General features: G+C 67.4%; 15 protein-coding genes and 2 pseudogenes. 7 read left to right on the top strand and 10 right to left on the bottom strand.

Features of this window, described 5'->3' with window-relative positions; genetic code table 11:
• The first annotated feature begins 10 nt into the window (after positions 1-10).
• Positions 11-949 (top strand): glycosyl transferase family protein, encoded by a 939-nt coding sequence (locus RUTHE_RS00610; protein WP_021096275.1) that lies wholly within the window; start codon positions 11-13, stop codon positions 947-949.
• Positions 950-964: 15 nt separating this feature from the next.
• Positions 965-2,071, top strand: coding sequence for a siroheme synthase family protein (locus tag RUTHE_RS00605; RefSeq protein ID WP_021096274.1), 1,107 nt, complete (start codon positions 965-967; stop codon positions 2,069-2,071).
• Here RUTHE_RS00605 and RUTHE_RS00600 read toward each other — a convergent pair.
• The 6 genes and pseudogenes from RUTHE_RS00600 to RUTHE_RS00575 all read right to left on the bottom strand — a co-directional run bounded on the left by RUTHE_RS00600 (position 2,051) and on the right by RUTHE_RS00575 (position 8,169).
• Positions 2,051-3,142, bottom strand: a complete 1,092-nt coding sequence (locus tag RUTHE_RS00600; RefSeq protein ID WP_021096273.1) for an ABC transporter ATP-binding protein — start codon at positions 3,140-3,142, stop codon at positions 2,051-2,053. The two genes, RUTHE_RS00605 and RUTHE_RS00600, sit on opposite strands and share 21 nt — an antisense overlap.
• Positions 3,139-3,972 carry a carbohydrate ABC transporter permease gene (locus RUTHE_RS00595; RefSeq protein ID WP_021096272.1) on the bottom strand — a complete coding sequence of 278 codons (834 nt, stop codon included), beginning with the start codon at positions 3,970-3,972 and terminating at the stop codon, positions 3,139-3,141. Before RUTHE_RS00595 ends, RUTHE_RS00600 begins: the two co-directional genes overlap by 4 nt.
• Positions 3,962-4,864 carry a carbohydrate ABC transporter permease gene (locus RUTHE_RS00590; RefSeq protein WP_021096271.1) on the bottom strand — a complete coding sequence of 301 codons (903 nt, stop codon included), beginning with the start codon at positions 4,862-4,864 and terminating at the stop codon, positions 3,962-3,964. Before RUTHE_RS00590 ends, RUTHE_RS00595 begins: the two co-directional genes overlap by 11 nt.
• Before the next feature lie 64 nt (positions 4,865-4,928).
• A pseudogene (locus RUTHE_RS00585) lies at positions 4,929-6,001 on the bottom strand (ABC transporter substrate-binding protein).
• Between the two features lie 195 nt (positions 6,002-6,196).
• The gene (locus tag RUTHE_RS00580) at positions 6,197-7,132 is read right to left on the bottom strand and encodes a sugar phosphate isomerase/epimerase family protein (RefSeq protein ID WP_040644873.1); all 936 of its coding nucleotides are present in this window, start codon (positions 7,130-7,132) and stop codon (positions 6,197-6,199) included.
• Between the two features lie 8 nt (positions 7,133-7,140).
• Positions 7,141-8,169 carry a Gfo/Idh/MocA family protein gene (locus tag RUTHE_RS00575; protein WP_021096267.1) on the bottom strand — a complete coding sequence of 343 codons (1,029 nt, stop codon included), beginning with the start codon at positions 8,167-8,169 and terminating at the stop codon, positions 7,141-7,143.
• A gap of 141 nt (positions 8,170-8,310) precedes the next feature.
• Between RUTHE_RS00575 and RUTHE_RS00570 the strand changes: the two genes are divergently transcribed.
• On the top strand, positions 8,311-9,369 hold the full coding sequence (locus RUTHE_RS00570) for a substrate-binding domain-containing protein (protein ID WP_021096266.1): 1,059 nt from the start codon (positions 8,311-8,313) through the stop codon (positions 9,367-9,369).
• Positions 9,370-9,400: 31 nt separating this feature from the next.
• Here RUTHE_RS00570 and RUTHE_RS00565 read toward each other — a convergent pair whose 3' ends face one another.
• From RUTHE_RS00565 to RUTHE_RS00550, 4 genes are all read right to left on the bottom strand, one after another.
• Complete coding sequence (locus tag RUTHE_RS00565) at positions 9,401-10,258, bottom strand: DMT family transporter (RefSeq protein WP_021096265.1); 858 nt, start codon at positions 10,256-10,258, stop codon at positions 9,401-9,403.
• 66 nt (positions 10,259-10,324) lie between these two features.
• Positions 10,325-11,329 carry a TRAP transporter substrate-binding protein gene (locus RUTHE_RS00560; protein WP_021096264.1) on the bottom strand — a complete coding sequence of 335 codons (1,005 nt, stop codon included), beginning with the start codon at positions 11,327-11,329 and terminating at the stop codon, positions 10,325-10,327.
• 41 nt (positions 11,330-11,370) lie between these two features.
• Positions 11,371-12,648: a TRAP transporter large permease gene (locus tag RUTHE_RS00555; RefSeq protein ID WP_021096263.1), complete on the bottom strand. Its 1,278-nt coding sequence runs from the start codon at positions 12,646-12,648 to the stop codon at positions 11,371-11,373.
• Between the two features lie 38 nt (positions 12,649-12,686).
• On the bottom strand, positions 12,687-13,226 hold the full coding sequence (locus tag RUTHE_RS00550; RefSeq protein ID WP_021096262.1) for a TRAP transporter small permease: 540 nt from the start codon (positions 13,224-13,226) through the stop codon (positions 12,687-12,689).
• Between the two features lie 120 nt (positions 13,227-13,346).
• Here RUTHE_RS00550 and RUTHE_RS00545 point away from each other — a divergent pair, with 120 nt between their 5' ends.
• The 4 genes and pseudogenes from RUTHE_RS00545 to RUTHE_RS00530 form a co-directional block, all read left to right on the top strand.
• Positions 13,347-14,393 (top strand): LacI family DNA-binding transcriptional regulator, encoded by a 1,047-nt coding sequence (locus RUTHE_RS00545; RefSeq protein ID WP_021096261.1) that lies wholly within the window; start codon positions 13,347-13,349, stop codon positions 14,391-14,393.
• Entirely contained in the window at positions 14,390-15,367 is a 978-nt protein-coding gene (gene denD / locus RUTHE_RS00540) for a D-erythronate dehydrogenase (RefSeq protein WP_040644822.1), read from the top strand. The genes RUTHE_RS00545 and denD overlap by 4 nt, the downstream gene beginning before the upstream one ends.
• A pseudogene (locus RUTHE_RS00535) lies at positions 15,364-16,100 on the top strand (SDR family oxidoreductase). Before denD ends, RUTHE_RS00535 begins: the two are co-directional and overlap by 4 nt.
• Positions 16,100-17,284, top strand: a 1,185-nt coding sequence (locus tag RUTHE_RS00530; RefSeq protein WP_021096259.1) for a mandelate racemase/muconate lactonizing enzyme family protein, incomplete at its 3' end; no start/stop codon positions are given. The pseudogene RUTHE_RS00535 and the gene RUTHE_RS00530, both read left to right, overlap by 1 nt.

The raw sequence follows: 17,284 nt of genomic DNA, 5'->3' as shown, positions 1-17,284 counted from the left end.
TGCCCCCTTCGTGCAGATCCTCGGGCGTGGGCCGGGCCGCTCCCGGAACCTGACCGCCGAGGAGGCCGAGGCGGCGATGGGCCTGATCCTCGACGGCCGGGCCGATCCGCATGCCATCGGCGCTCTCCTGATGCTGATGCGTTATCGCGGCGAAAGCCCCGAGGAGATCGCCGGCTTCACCCGCGCCCTGCGTGCCAGCCTGCCCCCGATGCCGCCGGCCGATCTCGACTGGCCGAGCTATGCCGCGGGCCGCAGCCGCGGCCTGCCCTGGTTTCTTCTGGCGGCACGCCTTGTCGCCCGGTCCGGAGCGCGGGTCCTGATCCACGGCTGGGCCCCGCCGCAGCCGGAGGGGCCGGAGCTGCGCGAGGCCCTGGCCCTTGCCGGAATCGGCCTTGCTGCCGACCCCGATGAGGCGGGGCGCCTGCTCGACCGCGACGGCATCGCCTTCCTGCCGCTTGACGGCTTCGCGCCGCAGGCGCTGGGCCTCCTGCGTCTGCGCGAGGTGCTGGGCCTGCGCTCCTGCATCAACACCGTCTGCCGGATGCTCAACCCCGCGGGCGCGGCAGCGGCAGTGCAGGGGGTGTTCCATCCGCCCTATATGGCGCTTCAGCAGGCCGCGGGCGCCCTGCTCGGCCAGCGGCGGCTGGGCATCCTCAAGGGCGGAGGCGGCGAGTTCGAGCGCAACCCGTCCAAGGCGGTCACCCTCTGGCGTCTCATCGGCGGGCAGCCCGAACGGACCGAGCTCGCCCCGCTCCTGCCCGAACCGCAGCGTCTTGCGGACGGGCTGCGATCGCCGCAGGCCCTGGCCGCGCTCTGGGATGGAAGGATCGATGATGCCTTCGCCCGCGCCATCGTCATCGCCACGGCCGAAGCTGCACTTCTGACTCTGGGCAGCCCGGCGCGGGCCGAGGCCCTCTGGGAAGAGCGAGGCCGTTCCCTTGCCGCCTGACAACGGAGGGCGTGGATGAAGACTTTTCCGATGTTCCTGCAGATGGCCGCTCGGCGCGTCGTCATCGTCGGCGGGGGGGCGGCGGCGGCCCAGAAGGTGCGCCTGATCCTGCGGACCGAGGCACGGCTCGTCCTCGCCGCCCGGGATCCCGAACCGGAACTCGCTGCGCTGGCGGCCGCAGACCGGGCAGACCTGACGGACGATCTGTCGCCCGATCTGTTCCGCGGCGCGGCCCTGGTCTTTGTCGCCACCGGCTGCCCGGCGCTGGATCGCATCGCCTGCGACATGGCGCGCGCCGCGGGGGCGCTCGTGAACGTCGTGGACCGGCCCGAGCTCTGCGATGCCTTCACCCCCTCGATCGTCGATCGCGATCCGGTGGTGGTCGCTGTCTCGAGCGAGGGGACCGCGCCGGTGCTCGCCCGCCAGATCCGCAGCCGGATCGAGACGATGCTGGAACCCTCGATCGGCGCCCTGGCCGCACTGGCCGGCCGCCTGCGGGCCGAGGCCGGCCAGCGCATCCCCCGGCACGAGCGGCGCTTCTTCTGGGACTGGGTGTTCAACGGGCCGCCCCGGCAGGCGATGGCCTGCGGGGCCCCGCGCGAGGCGGCGCGGCTGGTCAAGGATGCGCTCGCCGCCGGCGGGGCCAGCCCGGTTCAGGGCTCCATCGCCCTTGTGGATACAGGTCCGGGCGCTTCGGATCTGCTGACGCTGCGGGCGCTGCGTCTGATGCAGGAAGCGGATGCGATCTGTCACCACAGGCAGGTCGATCCGGGGCTGCTGGACCTGGCCCGCCGCGATGCCGAACGGATCGTCCTGGACTGCGGGGCCGGGGCCGACGCCGGGCCGCAGGCGGATGTCGTCGCCATGATGGTCGCCGCCGCGCGACAGGGGCGCCGGGTGGTGTGGCTGCGTCCGGGCAATCCCGGTCTTTCGGGCCGTCTTCCCCAAGGGATGGAAGCCGCCCATGCGGCCGGAATCCCGGTCGAGATCGTGCCCGGAGTGACCGCCGCCTGCTCCCGATCCCAGAGGCGGCGCCCCCCGGCCCGAAGCGCCCCCGGCGTGGCGGAACCGGTCCTGCCTCGGACCGGGATGCCCGGTCAGTCAGCACATGACCTCTGGTGAGAGGGCCTGTTCCGTGACGGAATCGAAGAGATGGATGCAGGACGGATCGACAGACAGCCGGATCGGATCGCCCGGCCGCAGATCCAGACGCCGGGCAACCGCCACCGTCAGCGCCGGATCCGTTGCCGTGACGAGCATCGAGGCCGATCCGGTCTGTTCGACCAGGGCCACCGAAAGCGTCATCTGACCGCTGCCATCCTCTGCCGGGACAAGATGTTCCGGCCGCAGGCCGACCGTGACCTGCCTGCCCGCGTCCAGCCTGCGGCTGCCAAGGGCGAGGACCGGATCCCCGGGAAGGGCCAGCCGGACATGACGGCCATCGGGCGCGATCTCGCCCGGAAGGAAGTTCATTGCCGGACTGCCGATGAATCCGGCCACGAAGCGGTTGGCCGGCCGGTCATAGAGTGCGAGCGGAGGACCCTCCTGTTCGATCCGGCCGGCGCGCATGACGACCACGGTATCGGCCATCGTCATGGCCTCGATCTGGTCATGGGTGACATAGACCGATGTCGCCCCCAGACGGTCATGCAGCTTGCGGATCTCCGACCGCATCTGGACCCGCAGCGCGGCATCGAGATTGGACAGGGGTTCGTCGAACAGGAAGGCCCGGGGTTCGCGGATGATGGCGCGGCCCATGGCCACACGCTGCCGCTGTCCCCCGGACAGTTCCCGCGGATAGCGCCCCAGAAGCGACTGAAGCCCCGTGATGGCGGCGATCTCCTCGGCCCGCCGCCGGCATTCGGCGCGAGGAACACCCCGCAGACGCAGGGCATAGGTGAGGTTCTGTTCGACGGTCAGATGGGGATAGAGCGCATAGGACTGGAACACCATCGCCAGATCCCGCAGGCGCGGGGGCAGATGGGTGACATCGCGGCCGGCGATGCGGATGCGCCCTGCGGCGATGGTCTCGAGCCCCGCAAGCACCCGCAGCAAGGTGGACTTGCCGCAGCCCGAAGGGCCCACCAGCGCCACGAAGCGGCCGGCCGGCACGGTCAGGCTGACATCCCTGAGGGCGTGAAAGGCCCCGTAATGCTTCTGGATGCCATGAAGTTCGATCTGGGGTTCGGTCACTTGAGTGCTCCGGAAGTCAGGCCACTGACGATCTGGCGCTGAAGCAGGACGAACAGGATCAGGATGGGCGTGACATAGATCGCCGCATAGGTCATGACCCCGGCCCAGTCCGAACTATTGGGTCCCATGAAGCTCTGGAGTCCGACGGTCGCCGGCTGATAGGCCCGGTCCGCGATGAGCGACCGTGCATACACATATTCCCCCAGCCCCTGCATGAAGATCAGGATCGCGCAGACCAGAAGGCCGTTGCGGGCCAGCGGAACCATGATCCACAGGAAGGCTCCCAGCCGCGAATGGCCGTCCACGCGCGCGGCCTCCTCGAGTTCGCGCGGCACCTGCAGGAAGGTGGCCCGGCACAGCACGATGTAGAGGGGCAGGGCCTTGGCGGCCTGTGCCAGGATGACCCCCAGGCGCGGCATGTCGGTCAGACCGATCTGCGCATAGGCCACGAAGATCGGCGTGATCATCAGCGACGAGGGCAGAACCTGCATCATCAGGACGAGGAAGAGGGCCGCATCCATCCAGCGGTTGCGCACCCGTGCCAGGGCATAGGCGCATCCTGTCCCCAGAAGCACGACAAGGGCCGTGCTGCCTGCCGCGATCAGCAGCGAATTGCCGATGGCGACATCCATCTTCATCCGGGTCCAGACCTCGGCCAGCCGCAGCTGCGGCTCGCGTGGCCACAGGGTCGGGGGCTGGGCAAAGATCTCGGACTGCGACTTCAGCGCCGTCGCATACATCCAGTAGAGCGGAAAGAGATAGATCGCGACCAGCGCCAGCCCCAAGGCCAGCAGCAGCCCTCTCTTCCAGGAGGATCCTTCAGACAGCATGATCCTGCCTCGTGGAGCGGACATAGACGGCGGCGACCAGCACCACGAACAGGATCATCAGCACCGACACCACCGCCCCATGGCCTATCCGGTATTCCTGGAAGGACATCTGCCAGGACCAGTACTGAAGCACGTTCGAGGCATTCGACGGCCCCCCCTGGGTGAGCGCCGCGAACAGGTCGAACTGCTGGAGCGTGAAGATCACCCCCAGCGCGATCACCGCGCCGAGCTGGGCGCGCATCAAGGGCAGGGTGATGGTGCGGAAGCGCTGCAGCCGCGTCGCCCCGTCCAGTGCTGCCGCTTCGTAGAGGTCGTCGGGGATGGCCGCCAGACCGACCGACAGCAGGATCATGTTGAACGGAATCCCCAGCCAGACATTCGCGATGATCACGGAATAGAGGGCCATGTCGGGATCCGAGAGCCAGAAGATGCGCCCGTCGATCATCCCCAGCGTCCGCAGCAGATGATTGAGCACCCCGAAATCGCCCGCCAGGATCCAGCTCCAGACCGCCCCCACGACCAGCCCCGGCATGATCCAGCCTGCAAGGAACAGGCCTCTTAGCCAGCGCGCGCCGGGAAAGCGCAGGTCGAACAGCAGCGCCAGCCCGAAACCGATCGTGACCTGGAAGAGAAGCGAAAGCGCAACGAACAGGGCGGTGTTGGCAAAGATGCCGGGGGCGACCAGCGCTCCCAGAACCTCTGCATAGTTGCGCCAGCCCACGAAAGGCCGGTCGAAGGACGCCAGGGTGAACAGATCCACATCCTGAAAGGACAGAATGAGGTTGTAGACCAGCGGAAAGGCCGAAAGGACCAGCAGATAGCCCAGCGCCAGCAGAACGAGGAAGGCATCGAAGGCCGGTCCGTCGCGGAAGCTGTGTCGGAGTCGTGGCATGGCGGATCTCCTGTTGCGTTGCCGCGACCCGCGGGAGGAACGGGCCGCGGCAACCGACGGTGCCCTAGCGTCCCAGGATGCCGTCGATTTCGGCCTGCGCCGTGGCCAGAGCCTCTTCGGGGCTGGCCTGACCGGTCAGGGCCGCCTGGATCGCCGTCTGGATGGCCTTGGAGATGCGCGGCCATTCCGGATGGGGCCCGCGATTGCGGGCATACTGCATCGACTCCTCGAAGGCGGCATAGGCCTCGGGATTGACGGGCTGATCGACCTCCACGCGCGAGGCGGGCAGATAGCCGAACTCGTTCCAGACCCGAGGCATCTGGGCATAGAGATATTCGAGGAAGGCGAAAGCTGCCTCCGGCTGGTCGGTATTGGCGAGGATGACATTGTCCCCCTCGCCCAGGGCACTGGCCCGCGGCGCATCGAGGCTCGGGGCCGGCAGAAGGGCGACACGATAGTCGAATGCGGCTTCCCGGCTCATCCGGGGCAGCTCCCAGGGGCCGGAGATCGCCATCGCCGCCGAACCCGCGTTGAAGGTTCCGGTCGAATCCCACTGTCCGCGGATCAGGGTGTCCGGACTGGCCAGGCCCTCGTCGATGAAGCGCTTCCACAGTGTCAGGGCCTGCACGGCGCCTTCGGTATTCACATGGTCGTAATCGCCCCCGGTCATCTGGATCCAGGGCAGGAACTGGAAGGTGCCTTCCTCGGTCGCCACGGCCGAGAAGGCCAGACCATAGACCCCCGCTTCCGGATCCGTCAGGACCTTCGCCGCCTCATAGAGTTCGTCCCATGTCCGGGGCGGATTGTCCGGATCGAGACCGGCGGCCCGGAACATGTCGGCATTGTAGTAGAGCGCGATCGTGTTGGCGCCCCGGGGGATGCCATAGATGCCCCCCTGTAGCTGACCGAGGCGAGCGGACCGGGATAGATGTCGTCGAGCCGGATCACTTCGGACTGCTCGATCATCGGCCTGAGATCGAGCAGAAGCCCGCGCGAGGCGAACAGGGCCACCTCGGGGTTGTCGATATAGGTGATGTCGGGCGCATTGCCGGCGGCGATGGCGCGGGCCAGGTCGTTGACCATGTCGCGGAACTGCACGGTGCGCAGGTTGATCTGCACCTCCGGATGCAGGGCCATGTATTCCTCGGCGAGGACGTAATGGTATTCGCCCGGGTCGTCGATCGTCCACAGATCGAGGACCACCTCCTGCGCACGGGCCCATGGGGGCGCGGCCAGAACGGCGGCCAGAGCCGCCAGACCGGTCAGTGTGATGGAACGCATCGGCTGATCTCCTCCGTTGGCCAATGTCGGGGGCCGGGCTGGGTCCCGGCTCTATCGCGGCAGGGAGGGATCGCCGCCCTCATAGGCGCCGTCCTCGGGGACGAATTCGCCCCCCCTGCAGGTCTTCAGGTAGCGAAGCGCATGCATCTGCCCGGTCATCTCGAGGTCGCCGCGATAGACGGGATCGTGCCAGCCTTCGATGTCGATGCAGCCGACATAGCCGTGCAGGCGCAGCTCGCTGATGATGGCCGTCCAGTTGCTGTCGCCGAAGCCGGGCGTGCGCATGTGGACAAAGGGCTCGCGCCCGAAGATGCCATGGCGGCGGATCACGTCCCAGCGCACCGTCGCGTCCTTGCCATGGACATGGAAGATCCGCGACGCCCATTGCCGGATCTGCGGCAGCGGGTCGATCAGATAGACGAGCTGATGGCAGGGCTCCCACTCCAGCCCGAGATGTTCGTCGGGAGTTTCGTTGAACATCATCTCCCAGGCGTCGGGAGTGTGGGCGATGTTCCAGTCCCCGCTCTGCCAGTTGCCGTCCATGGCGCAGTTCTCGAAGGCGATGCGGACCCCGCGGTCGGCGGCGCGCCGGGCCAGCTCGGACCAGACCTCGCGGTAGCGGGGCAGGCTTTCGGGAATGGGACGGTTGCGCAGCCGGCCGGTAAACCCGGCGACGACCGTTGCGCCGAAGTGATGGGCATTGTCGATGCAATCCTTCCAGCCCTGCAGGGTCTCGCGGTCGAGGGGGGTGTCCTCGAGCGGATTGCCGAACATGCCGATGGCCTGGATGACGATGTCGCGGTCGCCGATGGCATCGCGGCAGCGCTTGCCGAGCTCGGCAAGGTCCTGCCCGTTCGTCGTCTGCCAGAAGAACGGCTCGAAGCTTTCAAAACCCAGGGGGGCAAGCTGGGCGATGCGCTCGGCGGCCCGGCCGGCAGTGGCCTGAATCATCGTGCCGATGCGGATGGTCTTGGCAGGATTGGTCATGATCTCCATCAGGGTGTCACGGGCTGGCGGCGCCCGGTTTCGGCGCTGGCGATGGCCGCCATGACCATGGCCAGGCTGTGGATGTTGTCCCGCCCCTCGGTCATCGGGGCGTGACCGCTGCGGACCGCCCGCAAAAAATCCGCGATCACGCCGGCATGTCCCTCGATCAGGGGCGCAGACAGGTCAGGCACGGCAATCGGCCGGAGAGGCCGGCGGAAGCCCTCATCCCCGGCAACGACATGGGCAGAGAACCCCTCGTTGCCGTCCCACAGAAGCGTGCCGCGCGTGCCTACCAGGCGCCAATGGGCCTCCCAGGAGGTATCGGCGCCTTCGGCGCACCAGGAGCCGCGATAGTTGAAGGTCACCCCTTCTTCGAAATCGAACAGGGCCTCGGCAGACGCCCCGTGGGCATACCAGGAGCCGGGGGGATTGGTTTCGCGACAATAGACGGCAACCGGCCGCGCCCCGATGAGATAGCGCGCCGCATCGAAGGTATGGATTGCCATGTCGAGCAGCAGCACATGCGCCATCTGCTCGCGGAAACCGCCGAAATGGGCGCCGATGAAGAAGTCCGCATGGACCTGCGTCAGCCTGCCCAGTGCACCGGATTCGATCAGCGCCCGGACCCGGCGAATGCCCCGCAGGTAGCGACGGTTCTGGACCACCGCATGCAGCCGCCCTGTCTGCTGCGCAGCCGCGACAAGAGCCCGCGCCTCCTCGAGTGAGGCCGCCATGGGTTTTTCGGAAAGGACATGAGCACCGGCGACCAGGGCGGTCTCGACCACCTGGCGGCGGGCGGATGGCACGACAAGATCGAAGACCAGATCCGGGCGAAGCGTCTCCAGCGCCGAGGGCAGATCGGATCCTGTCAGGGCATCGGTCCAGCCGTATCGCGCGGCCAGGGCCGAGGCCCGGCGGGGATCGAGATCGACAAACCCCCGCAAGCGGACCGCTGCTGCCAGTTCGGGCGTGTCGCGCAAGGCCCGCAACCAGCCGTCGGCCATGGCTCCGCACCCCACCAGGACGGCGTCGAACATGCTCCTCCCCTGCAGCGGTTGCGCTGCCTTGTCGATTTCAGCCCCCCGATGAGGGCCTGACGCGATTCGTAAACGTTTACGAGCCTTCCATGATCGGGCATTTCATGTCAATCGGATTTTCGTAAACGTTTTTGAGGACCCATGACCGGCATCCGCCAACTGGCCGACCATCTCGAGCTGTCCATCGGCACCGTCTCGAGGGCCCTGAACGGGCGCCCCGGTGTCCATCCCGCCACGCGCGAACGTGTCCTGCAGGCCGCACGGGAGCTGGGCTATGTCGCCAACCAGTCAGGGCGTTCGCTGCGCCGGGGGCAGACCAACACGGTCGGTTTCGTGGTCGAATCGGGCCATCCCAGCAATCTGGGCGGGGACAATTTCCAGTTCGCCACGATCGACGCGATGAATCTGCGCCTGGCCGAGCATGGGCTCGATCTGGCGATCCTGCCCTGCCATTCGGCCGATGATCCCATCAGCTTCCTGGCCCGCACGGTGGCGCGTGGCGTGGTGGATGCCCTGGTCCTGACCGCCACCCGCCAGCAGGACAAGCGGATCGCCTTCCTGACCCGCTCGCGGATGCCGTTCCTGACCCTCGGCCGCTCTGCCACGCCGGGGGATTATCCCTGGATCGATCTGGATTTCTTCGGGGTTGCGCAGGATTCGGTAGCGCGGCTTGTCGCGCTCGGGCATCGCCGCATCGCCCTGGCCCTGCCGAACCGCGATGTCGCCCTGGCCCATCACTATCTGGACGGCTACCGCGCCGGACTGGCGGCGGCGGACCTGCCCTTCTCTTCGGATCTCGTGCTGCGGGTCGACTCCTCCGAGGAAGGAGGGGTCGCCCTGGGAGGCCTGATCCTGGATCACCCCGCAGCGCCGACGGCCGTCATGGTCTGTTCCGAGGTCACGGTCCCGGGGCTCTACAATCATCTCGCCTCGCGCGGGCTGACTGCGGGGCGGGACCTGGCCGTCATCGCCTTCCGGCAGAGCCCTCCCTTGCGCTTTCTCTCTCCTCCGGCGGCGGGCTACGACCTGTCGCTGCGGGATCTGGGCCATGAACTGGCCGATGCGGTGGCGGATCTGCTTGCCGCACGTCAGGGACACCTCTCGGAGAGGCCCCGCACGCGGATCTGGCCAATGACCTTCTGCGATTCCCCCTCGCTCGCCCCTCCGGGCCGGAAGCGCGGGTCCAGTTCATCATCCTGAGGACAGGCATCCCGGCCAGGGCCGCGGCGGGTCATTCCCGCGACCGCTGCAACGCCAGCATCAGGCCGGCGGCCACGATGATCAAGGCTGCCAGCAGCATCGGCAGGCGCGGCACATCGCCGAAGGCGATCCAGCCCAACAGCATCGCCCAGGGCAGGAGCGTGTACTGAAGGGGGGCCATGCGGGCCGCATCCCCGAGCTTCAGCGCACGGGTCACGCACAGATGGGCGCCCATCGCCACCACACCCAGAAGGCCCAGCAGGGCCCAGTCGAAGCCTGTGGACCACGTCCAGCCCCAGGGGGCGGTGAGCGCCCCCAGACCCCCGGCGCCGATCAGCTGCCAGAACACCAGCGCGGTGTCGGGTGTGCCGCGAAGGCTGCGGCCGGTCAGCATCATGCCGGCGAAGCAGGCCGAACCGATCACGGCTGCCGTCGTGCCGGACAGCGAGACGGTGCCCGAGGGGGCGAGCGCCAGCAGCACCCCGGCAAAGCCCAGCAGGATGGCCGTCCAGGTCATCCACCCCACCCTTTCTCCCAGCAGGAGCGGGGCCAGTGCGGCCACATAGATCGGGGCCGCCAGCCAGTAGGTCATGACATCCGCCAGCGGCAAGCCACGGACAGCGAAATAGAAGCACCAGACCTCGGCGGCGGCGAAGGCCACGCGCAAGGCCTGGAGGCCCGGCCGTTCCACTGCCAGCAGCCTGCGCGGTCCCAGAAGCCACAGGAAGGGCATCAGCACGATCAGGGCCGTCAGGCTGCGGATCAGCAGCACCTGGCCGACCGAATGGCTGGCCACCAGCCATTTGCCCAGCGTGTCGTTCAGGGCAAAGAGGAACATCCCCCCCGCCATCAGCGCCACGCCCATGCGCATCGCAGACGCGTGGGTCATCTCGGGCATCCCGATGAAGGAGGCCGGGCCGTCGGACCCGGCCTTCCGGTTGCGGCTTTCGGCGGCTTACTGACCGCGGATGCGGGCAAGCTCGGCCATCATCTGGTCGATCACATCCTGCCCGATGGTGGCGGCATGCCGTTCATAGACACCGGCGACGGCTTCGCGGATGCGCTCCATCTCGGCCAGATCGAGTTCGTTGTACTCCATTCCCGCCGCCTGGATGTTCTCGAGCGACTGCTGCGACAGCTCACGGCTGACACGGCGCTGGACATCGCGACCGATGATCGCGCAATCGCGCAGGATCTGCTGTTCCTCAGGCGAGTAGGTGTCGAAGATCGGCTTGGAGAACAGCACCATGAACGGCGTATAGGCATGCTGGGTGTTGGAGACGTAGTCCTGCACCTCGTAGAACTTGGACGTGTCGATCGTCACGAAGGGGTTTTCCTGCGCGTCGATCGCCTTGGTCTCGAGAGCCGTGAACACCTCGCCGAAGGCCATGGGAGTCGGGTTGGCGCCCAAGGTCTGGAAGGTGTCGAGGAAGATGTTGTTCTGCATCACCCGCACCCGCAGGCCCGCGAAATCCTCCAGCCGCGTGATGGGCCGGACAGAGTTGGTGAGGTTGCGGAACCCGTTCTCCCACCAGGCGAGGTTGACGAGACCCGAGGCCTCCAGTTTCTCCGACATCATCGCGCCGAATTCGCCGTCGAGAACGGCATCGGCCTCTTCCGCACTGCTGAACAGGAAGGGCAGGTCGAACACGCCCAGGGCAGGTTCGATGCCCACCAGCGGCGATGTCGAGGTGATGACCATTTCCTGCGTGCCGGACCGAAGGGCCTGCGTTGCGTCGAGGTCGCCGCCCAGGGCCCCCGACCAGAAGGCATTGAGCGTCCACTTGCCATCGGTGCGTTCGGCCATGCATTCGCGCATGGCCTCCACGCCATTCCCGACCGGATGGGTCTCGGCCACGCCGTTGGAGACGGTAATGGTGCGGGTCTGGATCTCGGCAGCGGCCGGCAGACCCAGGGACAGGGTCAGGGCCGTGGTCAGCGTCAGCGCACGCAGTCTCATGAGTCTTGTTCCTCCCTCCGATGGATGGCTGGTTTCGGCCGTCAACGCAGTGCATCAAGCGGCACGGTAACGAGTTCGGGTATGGCGATCAGCAGCAACAAGACGCAGACCTGTGCGATCAGGAACGGGAAGACACCGAAGACCACCTGACCGAGGGGCACACGGGCAACCCCGCTGACCACATTGAGCACCACACCGACAGGCGGGGTCAGCAGACCGATGCAGCAGGTCATCACGAAGATGATGCCGAAATAGACGGGGTCGATTCCTGCAGCCCCGATCACCGGCATCAGGACCGGCGACAGGATCAGGATCGTGGGGGCCAGATCCAGCACCATCCCGACCAGCAGCAGGAGCAGGACGATCACGAGCATCAGCAGCCGGGGCCTGTCGATCACGGGGGACAGGAAGCGCGTCAGCTCGGCGGGGATGTTGGCCCGCGTGATGAGCCAGGATGTCACAAGGGCGGCCGAGACCAGGAACAGCACCACGGCCGTCATCTTGGCCGCATTCAGGAAGACCCCGTAAAGGTCGCGCAGCCGCAATTCGCGATAGACGAACATCCCCACGAACAGCGCATAGACCGCAGCGACCACGGCTGCCTCGGTGGGCGTGAAGACGCCGAAGCGAATCCCGCCCAGGATGATGACGGGCATCACCAGAGCCCAGGCCGCGCGCAGTGCGGCTTTCCCTCTCTCGCGGGCCGACTGCCGCGGCAGCGGGGCCACTGCATCGCGTCCGGACACGACAGCCCAGGCGGCGATCAGCGCCAGCGCCATCAGCAGCCCCGGCACGATTCCCCCCAGAAACAGCGCGGTGATCGACACATTGGCGGCCACACCGAAGATGATGAAGGCAATGGAGGGGGGAATGACAGGCGCGATCACGCCCCCTGCCGCCATCAGCCCGGCCGAACGCGGCACATGATAGCCCGCCGACTTCATCATCGGGATCAGGATCGCCGCCAGAGCCGCCGAATCCGCCGCCGCCGATCCCGACAGCGAAGCCATGACAACCGCCGCGATGACGGCGACATAGCCCAGCCCTCCGCGCAGATGCCCCACGCAGGCGACGGCAAAGTCCACGATCCGCCGGGACAGCCCACCGGCATTCATCAGTTCGCCGGCCAGAAGGAAGAAGGGAATTGCCAGCAGGGTGAAGGTATTGGCCCCCGACACCATCTGCTGGCTGACGATCTGGGGATTGAAGATCCCCATCCAGCTCATCAGGACGATGCCGCAGAAGATCAGCGCGAAGGCGACCGGCAGACCGATGGCTAGCCCCGCGAACAATGTGGCCAGGAAAACCCCCAGGATCATCAGGCTGCCTCCACTGCGTTTCCGATACGCCTATCCGGTCATTCCGCCCGGCCGGCGCCATCCGGCCCGTAATCGCCGGTGATGCGCGCCATCTCGGCCTCGGAAACGCGACCGGCCAGCGCCAGCAGAAAGCGGCCCAGCGCCATGACCCCGATCGCCAGACCCGTGACATAAGTCACGCCATAGACCCAGATCATCGAGATCCCGACGACCGGCGCCGTCATCGAGGCGTTGATGGCATGCTGCCGCCATGTGCCCCAGATCAGCACGACCGCACAGAGCAGGATGATCGCATTGGACAGCGCCACGCAGATCAGCCGCCCTCGCGGCCCCAGCCAGCGCACGAAGGTCTCCACCCCGACATGAGCATGATCCCGGAAGGCCAGGGCCGCCCCGAGGAAAGTGAGCCAGACAAAGAAATAGCGCGACATCTCCTCCGAGATGGTCAGGCCGCTATTGAATCCGTAGCGAAGCACGACATTGACGAAGACCATCGCCACCATGCCGGCCAGCAGCAGCACCAGCACGACCTCGACAAGCCGGACAAGCAGACCCCCGATACGCTGCAAGACGACCACGCTGCCCCTCCCTGGCGTCGCGTCACGCGGAAACCGCCCCTCCATGATCGGGTTCCGCTTGCTCCTTGCTAGATGATAACGTATATCATTGTCAATGCGCCATTCGGACCACACTCCCGGATGGCCGAAGATATGTCTGAAATTTTCAAGCATAAACAAAGATCAAGGCTGATCGACGTCGCCAGGCGGGCGGGTGTAAGCGTTATCACTGCCTCCCGGGCCCTGCGCCAGCCGGAACTGGTCGCGCCCGAGACGCGGGAGCGGGTCCGGCAGGCTGTCGAGGCCTTGGGCTATGTGCCCAATCCGGCTGCACAGGCTCTGGCCATGGCGCGCAGCCGCGTGATCGGGGTGGTCATTCCGTCCGTCACGAATTCCGTCTTTGCCGAGCTGTTGCGCGGCGTGATGGACGCGACCGAGGGCACCCCCTTTCATTTGCAATTCGCCAATACCCGCTATCAGACCCGTCGCGAGGAGGAACTGGTGCGGCTGTTCGCGGCCCAGAACCCTGCCGGCCTGATCGTGGCGAGCATCGATCAGAGTCCGGCCTCCCGCGCCATCCTGACCGGCATGGGCTGCCCGGTCGTCCAGGTGATGGAGATCGGGCCGGAGCCCATCGACATCATGATCGGCTGCAACCAGACCGAGGCGGCGCGTGCGGCCGTGCGGCATCTGATCGAACAGGGCTACAGACGGATCGGGTTTCTGGGCGCACGCATGGATCCGCGTGCGCAGCGCAGGCTGGCCGGCTATCGGCAGGAGCTGGAATCGGCCGGGCTGGCCGAGCCCCTGCGGGTGCTGACGACGCCCGAACCCTCGGCCGTGACCGTCGGACGCCGTCTGATGGCCGATTTCCTCGCCCAGTATCCCGAGGCCGATGCCGTCTTCTGCGTCAATGACGATGTCGCACTCGGGGCGCTGTTCGAATGCGCCAGCCGCGGCCTGCGCGTGCCGCGGCAGATGGGAATCGCCGGGTTCAACGATCTGGACATGGCTCAGGGGGCCGAGCCGGGCATCACCTCGGTCCGCACGCATCGCTACGCGATGGGCCGGCAGGCCGTGGCGGCGATCCTGGAGGCCGCCGAAGGAAGACGGCCCGAACCCGCCGTCATCGATCTGGGGTTTTCGCTCATGGTGCGTGGCAGCACCCGACGGATGGGAGGAGCATGAAAGTCTTGATTCTCGGAGCGGCCGGCATGATCGGCCGCAAGCTGGCAGCGCGCATCGCCGCGGATGGAACGGTCGCGGGGCGTCCAGTCTCGGCTCTGCATCTGGCCGATGTGACAACGCCGCCGGTCCCCGCGGGGCTGCCGGGCCGCGTGACGGCCGAAGCGGTGGATCTGGCCTCTGCCGATGCGGCTGCCCGGCTCCTCGCGGGCCGTCCGGATCTGATCCTGCATCTGGCCGCCGTGGTCTCGGGCGAAGCCGAGACGGATTTCGACAAGGGCTACGCGGTCAATCTGGACGGCACGCGCGCGCTGCTCGAGGCCGTGAGTGTCGCAGGGGACTGGCGTCCGCGCCTTGTCTTCGCCTCGTCGCTGGCGGTGTTCGGCCCCCCCTTCCCCGCCCGCATCCCCGACGATTTCGCGCCGCAGCCGGCCACGAGCTATGGCACCCAGAAGCTGATCTGCGAACTGCTGATCAACGACTATACCCGCCGGGGCCTCATCGACGGGCTTTCGCTGCGCCTGCCCACGATCTGCATCCGCCCCGGGGCACCGAACCGCGCGGCTTCGGGCTTCTTCTCTGCCATCCTGCGCGAGCCCCTGGCCGGCCTTCCCGCCGACCTGCCGGTTCCCGAGAGCACGCGACACTATTTCGCCAGCCCGCGATCGGCTGTCGGCTTCTTCCTGCATGCCGCGGCGCTGGACACGGCAGGGCTGGATCACCGCCGGGCGCTGGTCATGCCCGGCCTGTCGGCCACCGTGGAAGAGCAGATCGAGGCCCTGCGCGCCGCGGCGGGGGATGCGGCGGTGGCCCGCATCCGGCGCAGCGAGGATCCCCTCGTGGCGCGGATCGTGGCCGGCTGGGGCGCGGACTACGAGGCATCCCGTGCGCGTTCGCTCGGCTTCACGGCCGAGACCGCGATGGATCAGATCGTGGCGGCCCATGTCGAGGACGAACTGGGGGGGCGGATCGCATGAGCGGGATTGCCATCATCACGGGAGCCGGCAGCGGGATCGGCCGGGCGGTCGCGCGCGATCTGGCCGCGCATGGCTGGCGCGTGGCGCTGACCGGGCGACGTGCCGCCGCGCTCGAGGAGACGGCCGAGGGCCGCTCCGAGACCCTCATCCACCCCGCCGACCTGACCGATTCGGCGCAGGTGGACGCGCTCTTCGCCGCCACGGTGGCGCGCTGGGGCCGGTGGACCTGCTGTTCAACAATGCGGGGATCTTTCCGCCCTCAGTGCCGCTCGAGGAACTGAGCGTGCAGGACTGGATGGCGGTCGTGAACATCAATCTCAATGCCGCCTTCTTCTGCCTGCAGGCGGCGTTCCGGGTCATGAAGGCGCAGGATCCGAAGGGCGGGCGGATCATCAACAACGGGTCGATCTCGGCCACGACGCCCAGGCCGCTGTCCGCGCCCTATACGGCGACCAAGCATGCCATCACCGGGCTGACGAAATCCGCCGCCCTGGACGGACGGGCGCACAACATCGCCGTGGGGCAGATCGACATCGGCAATGCCGCCAGCGCGATGACGCACGGCATGGCCAAGGGCGTCCTGCAGGCCGACGGCTCCCGCCGGCCCGAACCGGTGATGGATGTGGCGCATGTGGCGGCTTCGGTCCGGCACATGGCCTCGCTGCCGCTGGATGCCAATGTGCTGTTCATGACGGTGATGGCCACCGCCATGCCGTTCGTCGGGAGGGGATGATGAGGATCACGGCGATCGAGACGGTCCGCCTGGCCGAGCGACCCAACCTGATCTGGCTGCAGGTCGAGACCGACGAAGGCATCACGGGGCTGGGCGAGACCTTCTTCGGCGCAGGAGCGGTCGAGGCGCATCTGCATGACACCGTGGCGCCCAAGCTGATCGGTCAGGACCCGCGGCGCATCGAGGCCCTTGCCGCCGACCTGACAGGCTATCTCGGCTATCGCTCCACGGGGGCCGAGATGCGCGGCAATTCGGCTGTGGATCTGGCCCTGTGGGATATCCTGGGGCAGGCCACGGGCCAGTCGGTGGCCCAGCTTCTGGGCGGGTTCACCCGGACCGCGATCCGCACCTACAACACCTGTGCCGGGCCGGACTACATCAGGACGGCCAAGGGCCAGACCAGCGCCAATTTCGGTCTGGGCGACGGCGATCTGGACGATCTGACGGGCTTTCTCACCCGTGCCGACGACCTGGCCCTGTCCCTTCTGGACGAAGGGATCACGGCGATGAAGATCTGGCCCTTCGACATGGCCGCCGAGGCGACGCGGGGTCATCACATTTCCGTTCCCGAGCTGAAGCGCTGTCTCGAGCCCTTCGAGAAGATCCGCCGCGCCGTGGGCGACCGGATGGATGTGATGGTCGAATTCCATGGTCTCTGGCAGCTGCTGCCCGCGATCCGGATTGCCCGTGCGCTCGCCCCCTATGGCACCTTCTGGCATGAGGATCCGATCCGCATGGACAGCCTCTCCAGCCTGGCGCGCTATGCCGAGGCCAGCCCCGCGCCCGTCTGCGCCTCGGAGACGCTCGCGGGTCTGTCAGGTTTCCGCGATCTGCTGGAGACCGGGGCGGCGGGGGTCGTCATGCTGGATGTGGCCTGGTGCGGCGGTCTGACCGTGGCACGCAAGGTCGCCGCCATGGCCGAGGCCTGGCATCTTCCCGTTGCACCCCATGACTGCACCGGGCCGGTCGTCCTGACGGCGAGCACGCATCTGTCGCTCGCCGCACCCAATGCGCTGGTGCAGGAATCGGTCCGCGCCTTCTATCGCGGCTGGTATCGTGACGTGGTCACGGCCCTGCCCCCGGTCGAGAAGGGCATGATCACGGTTCCTCCGGGACCGGGTCTGGGGCTGAAACTGCTGCCGGATCTGGAGCGCGGCTGGACCGTGACCCGCCGGCGCACGACC

The organism is Rubellimicrobium thermophilum DSM 16684, from assembly GCF_000442315.1.
GTDB classification, from domain to species: Bacteria; Pseudomonadota; Alphaproteobacteria; order Rhodobacterales; family Rhodobacteraceae; genus Rubellimicrobium; species Rubellimicrobium thermophilum.
Note: the sequence above shows the minus strand (reverse complement) of the source record. Positions and strands in the feature narration are given on the sequence as shown.

Bases quoted from the DNA above. Each gene is read 5' to 3' on its own strand.
- RUTHE_RS00605 (WP_021096274.1), top strand. From the start codon at position 965: ATGAAGACTTTTCCGATGTTCCTGCAGATGGCCGCTCGGCGCGTCGTC.
- RUTHE_RS00590 (WP_021096271.1), bottom strand. From the start codon at position 4,864: ATGCCACGACTCCGACACAGCTTCCGCGACGGACCGGCCTTCGATGCC.
- RUTHE_RS00545 (WP_021096261.1), top strand. From the start codon at position 13,347: ATGGCCGAAGATATGTCTGAAATTTTCAAGCATAAACAAAGATCAAGG.
- RUTHE_RS00595 (WP_021096272.1), bottom strand. From the start codon at position 3,972: ATGCTGTCTGAAGGATCCTCCTGGAAGAGAGGGCTGCTGCTGGCCTTG.
- RUTHE_RS00580 (WP_040644873.1), bottom strand. From the start codon at position 7,132: ATGACCAATCCTGCCAAGACCATCCGCATCGGCACGATGATTCAGGCC.
- denD (WP_040644822.1), top strand. From the start codon at position 14,390: ATGAAAGTCTTGATTCTCGGAGCGGCCGGCATGATCGGCCGCAAGCTG.
- RUTHE_RS00560 (WP_021096264.1), bottom strand. From the start codon at position 11,329: ATGAGACTGCGTGCGCTGACGCTGACCACGGCCCTGACCCTGTCCCTG.
- RUTHE_RS00555 (WP_021096263.1), bottom strand. From the start codon at position 12,648: ATGATCCTGGGGGTTTTCCTGGCCACATTGTTCGCGGGGCTAGCCATC.
- RUTHE_RS00570 (WP_021096266.1), top strand. From the start codon at position 8,311: ATGACCGGCATCCGCCAACTGGCCGACCATCTCGAGCTGTCCATCGGC.
- RUTHE_RS00575 (WP_021096267.1), bottom strand. From the start codon at position 8,169: ATGTTCGACGCCGTCCTGGTGGGGTGCGGAGCCATGGCCGACGGCTGG.
- RUTHE_RS00565 (WP_021096265.1), bottom strand. From the start codon at position 10,258: ATGACCCACGCGTCTGCGATGCGCATGGGCGTGGCGCTGATGGCGGGG.